This window comes from Pseudomonas emilianonis, assembly GCF_023072625.1.
GTDB lineage: Bacteria > Pseudomonadota > Gammaproteobacteria > Pseudomonadales > Pseudomonadaceae > Aquipseudomonas > Aquipseudomonas paraveronii.
Genome location: NZ_JAKNRV010000235.1, coordinates 1 through 8,320, shown reverse-complemented (window position 1 = coordinate 8,320; position 8,320 = coordinate 1). Strand labels below are relative to the sequence as shown.

At 60.4% G+C, this 8,320-nt stretch carries 8 protein-coding genes; 5 read left to right on the top strand and 3 right to left on the bottom strand.

From position 1 onward, the window contains the following. A partial coding sequence (locus L9Z73_RS20475) for a di-heme-cytochrome C peroxidase (RefSeq protein WP_247404712.1) occupies positions 1-1,412 on the bottom strand: 1,412 nt, incomplete at its 3' end. 247 nt (positions 1,413-1,659) lie between these two features. Here L9Z73_RS20475 and L9Z73_RS20470 point away from each other — a divergent pair. The 4 genes from L9Z73_RS20470 (at position 1,660) to L9Z73_RS20455 (ending at position 3,964) form a co-directional block, all read left to right on the top strand. Then, positions 1,660-2,391 (top strand): FKBP-type peptidyl-prolyl cis-trans isomerase, encoded by a 732-nt coding sequence (locus L9Z73_RS20470; RefSeq protein ID WP_247404708.1) that lies wholly within the window; start codon positions 1,660-1,662, stop codon positions 2,389-2,391. Positions 2,392-2,706: 315 nt separating this feature from the next. Continuing rightward, complete coding sequence (locus tag L9Z73_RS20465) at positions 2,707-3,165, top strand: YkvA family protein (protein WP_247404705.1); 459 nt, start codon at positions 2,707-2,709, stop codon at positions 3,163-3,165. A gap of 92 nt (positions 3,166-3,257) precedes the next feature. Then, positions 3,258-3,596, top strand: coding sequence for a helix-turn-helix domain-containing protein (locus L9Z73_RS20460; RefSeq protein ID WP_247404702.1), 339 nt, complete (start codon positions 3,258-3,260; stop codon positions 3,594-3,596). After that, entirely contained in the window at positions 3,593-3,964 is a 372-nt protein-coding gene (locus L9Z73_RS20455; protein ID WP_247404699.1) for a hypothetical protein, read from the top strand. Before L9Z73_RS20460 ends, L9Z73_RS20455 begins: the two co-directional genes overlap by 4 nt. Here L9Z73_RS20455 and L9Z73_RS20450 read toward each other — a convergent pair. Both L9Z73_RS20450 and L9Z73_RS20445 read right to left on the bottom strand, forming a co-directional pair. Then, the gene (locus L9Z73_RS20450) at positions 3,961-5,730 is read right to left on the bottom strand and encodes a bifunctional diguanylate cyclase/phosphodiesterase (protein WP_247404696.1); all 1,770 of its coding nucleotides are present in this window, start codon (positions 5,728-5,730) and stop codon (positions 3,961-3,963) included. The two genes, L9Z73_RS20455 and L9Z73_RS20450, sit on opposite strands and share 4 nt — an antisense overlap. A gap of 124 nt (positions 5,731-5,854) precedes the next feature. Next, complete coding sequence (locus L9Z73_RS20445) at positions 5,855-7,936, bottom strand: carboxy terminal-processing peptidase (RefSeq protein WP_247404693.1); 2,082 nt, start codon at positions 7,934-7,936, stop codon at positions 5,855-5,857. Positions 7,937-8,074: 138 nt separating this feature from the next. On the opposite strand from L9Z73_RS20445, the gene L9Z73_RS20440 reads away from it, so the two are divergent. After that, a partial coding sequence (locus tag L9Z73_RS20440; protein WP_247404690.1) for an alcohol dehydrogenase catalytic domain-containing protein occupies positions 8,075-8,320 on the top strand: 246 nt, incomplete at its 3' end.

Below are 8,320 nucleotides of genomic sequence, written 5' to 3'. Positions count from 1 at the left end.
CGCTCGGCCGGGGTGACGCCGGCGGCGCGGTAGGCGTGGTCCTCAACGAACGCGGTGACGTAGGCCAGCCCCTTGGCCACGGAGATTTTTTTCAGGTCCAGCGGTTCGGTGGGCGCGGGGTGCAACTCGACGTTCAACTGGGCCAATTCTGCCGGGTCCCACTTCAAGGCGCTGAGGTCATAGCGCTGGTCGGCGATATTGCTGGCGGTGCTGGGGTCGGTGCCGATGTAGTCCACCGGGAGCATTTTCAGTTGCTGCACCGGGCGGCCATTTTGCTGGGTGACGGCCGGCACATGGCAGCCGGCGCAGTTTTCGGCGAACAGCGTGCGGCCCTGGGCGGCGAGGGGCTTGTCGATGGCGCCGAACAGGTCTTCCGGCCAGGTCGGCGGCTTGAGGCGCTGCAGGGTTTCTTCGATCAGGTTCAGGTCGCGCACCCGCACGCTCGACGGGTAGCGTGCGTCGCCCTGAAGCGGCTGGCCGGCGCTGTCGAAGAAGTCCAGAGTCGCCCCCACGCCAAGGGCTTCGCCGATATTGCGGGCCATCGGTTGTTGCGCCGAACCGGTCCATTGCACCCAGTCGAACGTCCAGATATCCCACAACTGCGGGTAGTCCACAGGCGCGTTGGCAATTCGGTAATTCTCCGGGGAAATCGCGTCGCCAAAGCTGGCGTTGGCGATGCGGCCGAAGGCATCGGTGCGCCCCGGGCCTTCCTCGGTGGGGTAGAGGCCACGGTGGGTATCGTTCCAGGCGACTTTGATGAACTGGTTCAGCGACTGTTTGAAGTCTTGGCGCAGCAGGTCTTCATTGTGGTCATCGTAATCGTGGCCGAGCACCTGGCGGGCGAAGCGTTCGAATTTCCACGGGTTGTAATACGTCGCGGCGAGGCTGGCCACCAGGGCCTGGCCGAAACTGCCGCCGCGCAAGGTCGGCACGCTGGAGGGCAGCACGTGCTGGGCCGAACCGCCGTCGATGCGCAGGGCCTGGCCGTTGAAATGCAGTTCGCCGGTGTGGCAGGCGGCGCAGGTGATGTCCAGGTATTCGGTGTTGCTGCCGGCGTTCTTGTGCCGGGCGAAGCCGACCGGCAGGTTGCCGGGGTTTTGTGGGCTGGGCACTTGCCTGGGGTCGACCAGGAAACCGAAGCGTGCCAGGTACTCCGGCGTGGCGAAGCGCTGTTCGGAAAACGGCAGTTCCAGCGCGGTGAACCAGTCGTAATGCAGGCCTTTTACCTGGGTGCCCTGGGGCGTGAAGTAGTAGGTCTGGCGGTCGGCGGCACTCCATTGATCCTGGTAATGCACGTGCTCCACGGGGACGTAGTCCGGCAGCCTGGGGTTGGCGGTGTAATAGAGCACCACTGCCAGGATCAGGCCCAGCAGGGCGAGGATCAGCAGTAAAACACGGGAAAAAATGCGCAAGATAACTATCCTTGTCGAGTGATTGCGTTGTTATGCCACTACGCCACAGGTGCGGCAAGTGGCCATGATCCTGCTGGCAGGCGGTCCCGCGATCCGTCGCGGGCGTCCATCATGAATGAAAATGCTTTTAAACACGTGAACTTATCAGAAGTTTCCTGCTCAGATGCCGGTAGCCATTGGTCGTGGCCGCCTGATAAGCTCGCGACTTTATTCGATTGCCCTTTTGGCGCATGAACAAGGAAATAGCATGAAACAGCATCGGTTGGCGGCGGCGGTGGCCCTGGTTAGCCTGGTACTTGCGGGTTGTGATTCGCAGACCAGCGTAGAGCTGAAAACCCCGGCGCAGAAAGCTTCCTACGGTATCGGCCTGAACATGGGCAAAAGCCTTGCCCAAGAAGGCATGGACGATCTGGACTCCAAAGCGGTAGCCCAGGGCATTGAAGATGCCGTCGGTAAGAAAGAGCAGAAGCTGAAAGACGACGAACTGGTTGAAGCGTTTGCCGCACTGCAGAAGCGTGCTGAAGAACGCATGACCAAAATGAGCGAAGAGTCGGCAGCCGCCGGCAAGAAATTCCTCGAAGACAACGCCAAGAAAGACGGCGTAGTCACCACGGCTTCCGGCCTGCAGTACAAGATCACCAAGAAAGCCGACGGCGCTCAGCCTAAGCCGACCGACGTGGTCACTGTGCACTACACAGGCAAGCTCACCAACGGCACCACCTTTGACAGCTCCGTGGATCGCGGCAGCCCGATTGACCTGCCGGTCAGCGGCGTGATTCCGGGTTGGGTCGAAGGCCTGCAACTGATGCACGTCGGCGAAAAGGTCGAGTTGTACATCCCATCCGACCTGGCCTACGGTGCCCAGAGCCCGAGCCCGGCGATCCCGGCCAACTCCGTGCTGGTATTCGACCTGGAACTGCTGGCCATCAAGGACCCAGCCAAGGCTGAAGCTCCTGACGCACCAGCCGCCAAGAAGTAATCGGCGCCTGAACACCCAACGCCCCGTCTCGACGGGGCGTTGTTGTTTGTGCAGGGTGCTTCCACTCTCAGCCTGTGCAAATCCAAACGAACAACCGTCACTTGCAACAGTCTGATAAAAGACTCGAGTGCGGGTAGCCGGACGCAAGCGCCAAGTCAATGAATTCTTGGGTTTTTTTGATGTGCGCAAAAAACGCCCGATCTGACTACGAGCCTTGTAAACCGTGGCTTTCAGCCATGAAAATGGGCTCTGTTCACAAGGTTATCCACAATTTGTGTGGATAACCTTTTCTGACCCATGGAACTGGAGTGCCGAATGAAACCACCCTTCAATTTCGCCCGTTTCCTGCCCATGGCCGCGCGCCTGCTGGGGCGTGGGCGCTTGCCGACGTTGTTGTTCGCCGTGGCGGCCAAGGGCGCAAGCCAGGGCAACCGCCTCGGTAAGCTCAAGGATGACCTCAAGTTGCTCCAGGCCCTATGCCTGGCCTACTGGCGGGGCGAGTACCGGGCGATCAGCCCGAAGGCGCTGGTGTCGGTCGTGGCAGGACTGATGTATTTCCTCAGCCCGATCGACGCGATACCGGACTTTATCCCCGTATTCGGCATGCTCGACGACATCGCCGTGCTGGCCTGGGTCATGAAGAGCCTGGGCGCCGAACTGAGCGCCTTTCGCGCCTGGCGTGAGGCGCAGCGTCCGGAAAAGCTCGCCGTGGTTGAGCGCCTGCCAGCGACGCCCGCGCTGCTGGCTCAGGAAAACCCGCAAAAAGCCCCATGACACGGATATCCCCCTGCGACCTTTGTGGCTGTTAGGATTACACTCCTAAGAAAGTGCTTACTTAGTAAGTGTTGTTATCCTACGGGGCTGTCATGGATATTCAGATAATTTCACGGAATGGCGAGCCCGAGTACGCGGTGTTGCCATGGGATCAGTACCAGGCGCTGCTAAAAGCCGCCGGTCAGCAGCAACCTGCGCCAACACCTTCTTCTACTGCCCAAGCCGCGCCTCCTCAGGACCTGCACCCGCTTGCAGACCTGCGCGGCTTGCGCGAAGCCAAGGGGCTGGCCATCGAAACCCTGGCCCGCACCGTGGGGATCAGCTCCTCGTACCTCGGATTGATCGAAAGTGGTGAACGCCAGCCGGATGCCGCGATCCGCCGCAGCCTGGCCTGGGAATTGGGCGTGGCAGGTTGGAGGGATGAATCTTGAGCCTACGTATCAGCCGTCAACACTGGGATGGGTTACTCAACGAACTGGACCAGGCGCGCCGCCAGCGCCACTTGCTGACCTACCGTGCGCTGCTGGAGCGCCTGCAATTTCCCACGCCGGCGATGCAGACACTCACCGCAGCCCTGGAACACCTGGCGGCGCTGGACGCCAAAGCCGAGCAGCCATTGCGCAGTTCCCTGGTGATCAGCCAAGGCGCCAGCCGCCTGCCGCGTACCGGTTTCTTTGAATGCGTGGAGCGCCTGGGGCGCTTTTGCGGGCCTTCCGATGGCGTGGCCGCCGCGTCCTGGCACGCTTCGGAAGTGGTGCGCGTGTTCGAGTACGAGTACCCGGAATCTGCCGAGGCTTAAACCGGCAGGGGCAGCATGTCCAGGCTGTCGATCACATGGATGCTGTAACCGGCCACATTCTTCGCATGGTGTTTGGCCTGCGACGCCAGCTCCGCCAACTGGCTGGCATCGAGTTGTCCACAGGCCTGTGGATACAAATGCACCACGCCGATGGACAGCGACAGCAGTGCATACTCCTGGCGTACACCCTGGCGGTTCAAGGCCACAAAGCAGCCGGCGTCCAGGTGTTCTGCGCGATAAAAGCGCCGGCATTGGGTGTGGAAATCATCCAGCAGTTGATTGAGCCGTTTGCGCCAATCCTGCGGCCCGAGCACCAGCAAAAAATCATCGCCGCCGATATGCCCGACAAAGTCGCGGCTGGGGTCGACCCGGTCGTTCAGGCATTGCGCCAGGCACAGCAACACTTCGTCGCCACGCCCGTAGCCATAGATGTCATTGAAGGGCTTGAAGCTGTCGATATCCACGTAGCAAATCACCGATTCGCGCTGTTGCTGCAACAGCCGCGTCAGGCATTGCTGGATCGGCACGTTGCCAGGTAGCAGGGTCAGCGGGTTGGCGTAGCGTGCCTGCTGGATCTTCACCTCGGTGATCAGCTTGAGCACATCGATCACCCGGCCAAGGCCGAGGTAATCGCCGTTCAGCGTGATGATGAAATCTTCCTCGATGCGTTGCCGGGCGCGACTGGTCAGCAGCCGGCTGACCTGTTGCAGGGACTGGCTCAACTCCACCGCGAGAAAATCATCGCTCATCAAGCGGCTGATCGGCTTGCGCGCAAACAGGTCGGTGGCGAACGGCTTGAGCAGGGCGTCGGACAACGAATGGCGATGCACAATGCCGACCGGCCGGCCGTGTCCATCCAGCACTGCCAGGGAGTTGAGGTTGGCCTGGCGGCGGAAGGACTCCAGCACCAGGGCGGTGGCGGTGTCCTGATCCACTGCCGGCTGCTCGTTGAGCAGGGCACTGAGGTCACTGCCTTCTTCGCTGAGGGCAATGTTGGCGTTGTCGGGTTTGGGTAGCATCAGGCGCGCTTCCTGCGACGGGTGTTCTTGGGGACGACAGAGCAAGTAACCCTGGACCAGATCGACGCCCATCTCGGTCAACACCGCCAACTCTTCCGGTAGCTCGATGCCTTCGGCAATCACCTGGGCGCGCGACGCCCGAGCGATCTGCAGGATAGAACCGACAAATTCGCGCTTGAGCGCGTCCTGGTGGATGCCGTCGATAAAGTGCCGATCGATCTTCACGTAGTCCGGACGCAGTTCCGACCACAAGCGCAGGCTGGAATACCCCGCGCCCAAGTCGTCGAGCGCGATGGCGAAACCCATGTCGCGGTAGTGATGCAGGGCGGTTTGCAGCAGGTCGAAATCGTCGGTGGGCGTCTGCTCGGTGAGTTCGATCACCACCTGGCTGGGTGGGATGCCGAAGTCCCGCAGCAGTTGCAGGGTGCGGCCGGGTTGGTGCGCGGTTTCCATCAGGGATTCCGGCGAGATGTTGAGAAACAGCTTGCCCGGCAACTTCTGCGCGCTGAACCGCCGACACGCGCTTTCGCGACAGGCTATTTCCAGTTCGCTGAGGCGCCCGGCATGCCTGGCCACGGCAAACAAGGCGACGGGGGAGTGCAGTGGGCTGTTGGACGGGCCACGGCTCAGGGCCTCGTAGCCGAGGATGCGCCGTTCGGACAGGCTGATGATCGGTTGGAACAGGCTGTGCAAACTGCCTTGAGCCAGGATAGAGCCCAATGCATTCAGCTGTTCGGTCATGGTCATGGCGATCTCGATCTCGATCGAAAAAAAAGGACCGCAGGCGGTGAGCCAGCGGTCCTATATTTCACGACAGAATGATGTCTATATGATGACACTCCGCAGAGAGGTCACATTAAATCGCCATCATTTACTGCTTGGCCACCTGTTTTGTCACTTTCAGGTAGTCCAGCAGAATCCGGCCTGTCTCGGCCAGGTAGGCGTCGTCTTCCGGCTTGGTTTTGTCCGCCTCGGTCGGCAGCGCGTCTTCATCTTCTTTCTTCAGTTCCTTGAGTGGGTCTTCGCCCTTGGCCTTGCGGCGGACGTTCTCCAGCACCAGTTGCTGATTCTCGATGTCGGTGTGCTGCTTGCGGCGATCGATTTCGTTGAGGCTGACGGTTTTTTCTTCCATCAACTTCTTCGCCAGGGCCAGCTTGTCGCGGATAAACACGAACTCGGCATCCTTGGCGGAGCGGGTGTCGTGGTCAGCCTTCAACTGCGCCAGGAACGGTTTGAACGGGTCCGACGCCGGCTTGATCGCAGGACGGATGGTGTCCCACGGCATGGCTTCGGGCAGGGCGCTCTCGCCGATTTCCTTGGTGTCGATGATCGACGGGAAGTCGATGTCCGGCAGTACGCCCTGATGCTGGGTGCTCTGCCCGGAAACCCGGTAGAACTTGGCCAGCGTCAGCTTCAGCTCGCCATGGTTCAGCGGCTGAATGGTCTGCACGGTGCCTTTGCCGAAGGTCTGGCCACCGACGATCAGCGCGCGGTGATAATCCTGCATGGCGCCGGCGAAAATCTCCGAAGCCGAGGCCGAAAGGCGGTTGACCAGCAATGCCATCGGGCCTTTGTAGAAGGCACCCGGGTTCTCGTCTTCGAGCACGTCGACACGGCCGTCAGCGTTGCGTACCAACACGGTCGGACCCTTGTCGATAAACAGACTGGTCAGCTCGGTGGCTTCCTGCAGGGAGCCGCCGCCGTTGTTGCGCAGGTCGATGACCACGCCGTCGACTTTTTCTTTCTGCAGCTCGGTCAGGATTTTCTTAACGTCGCGCGTGGTGCTCTTGTAGTCCGGATCGCCGGCACGGAAGGCCTTGAAGTCCAGGTAGAAAGCCGGGATTTCAATCACGCCCAACTTATAGTCTTTGCCATCCTGCTTGAGGCTGAGGACTTTCTTCTGCACGGCCTGGTCTTCGAGCTTCACCGCTTCACGGGTGATGGACACGATTTTGCTGGTCTGGTCGTTCGGTGCATTGGTGTGCGGAATCACTTCCAGGCGCACCACGCTGCCTTTTGGCCCACGGATCAGCTTGACCACTTCGTCCAGGCGCCAGCCGACCACATCGACCATCTCTTTGTCGGCCTGGGCCACGCCGATGATCTTGTCGGCTGGTGCAACCTGCTTGGTCTTGTCCGCCGGACCTGCCGGCACCAGACGCACGATCTTCACTTGGTCATTGTCGCTTTGCAGGACGGCACCGATGCCTTCCAGCGACAGACTCATGTTGATATCGAAATTTTCCGCGTTATCCGGCGACAGATAATTGGTGTGCGGATCGTAGGACATCGCGAAGGTGTTGATGTAGGCCTGGAAGATATCTTCGGCACGGGTCTGGTCCAGACGTGCCAACTGATTCTTGTAGCGCTTGGTCAACAGCTCTTGAATGGCCTTCGGCTCTTTGCCGGCGATCTTCAGGCGCAGCACTTCGTCCTTGACGCGTTTGCGCCACAGGTCATCCAGGGCGGCGGTGCTGGTCAGCCAAGGGGCGTCCTTGCGATCCACCAGAAGGCTTTCCTTCTCGGCGAAGTCGAGCTTGTCGACGCCTTTGTTCAGCTCACCCAGGGCGAAGTCCAGACGCGCTTTGACACGGTCCAGGTAGCGCTTGTAGATGGTGAAGCCAGGCTGCAGGTCGCCACTCTTGAGGAAGTCGTCGAACTGGGTCTTCCACTTGTTGAACTCAGCGATATCGCTGGCCAGGAAGTAGCTGCGCGACGGGTCCAGCAGCTTGAGGTAGCTGTCATAGATGATCACCGAGCGAGCGTCGTCCAGCGGCGGCTTGCTGTAGTGATGGCGCTTGAGCAACTCGACGACGTTAAGGCTCGCAATCACCTCGTCGCGATCAGGCTGAAGGTTGTCCCAGCTGTTGGCTGCGAACGTATTGGTCGACATCGACGACAGGCCGAGACCAATGAAAAGAGCTAGGGCGGTGCTTGGGAACAAATGCTTCATGCTGATTCGACGCGGGGGCAATTGATAACGCATATTAGGCCGTCTTTGAAGTCGCCGGTTCCATATGGGCCGGTCGCATAATGCAAAAAGCCCGGCGATACAGCTACGGGCTCAGTCCAGACTCACTATGGAGGCACTGTGAAAGCATTGCAAGGCGTTGAAGGTCATGTGGAGTGGTTGGAAGAGCCAAGTCCTACATGCGATGTAGGTCAGGTTCGCATTCGGGTGGCGGCTGCGGGGCTCAATCGCGCCGATTTATTGCAGCGTGCGGGGCTTTATCCGCCGCCACCGGGCGTCAGCACGGTGTTGGGCCTGGAATGTTCCGGGGTGATCAGCGAGGTCGGCGCGGGCTCGTCCTGGCAGGTCGGCGACCGCGTCTGTGCG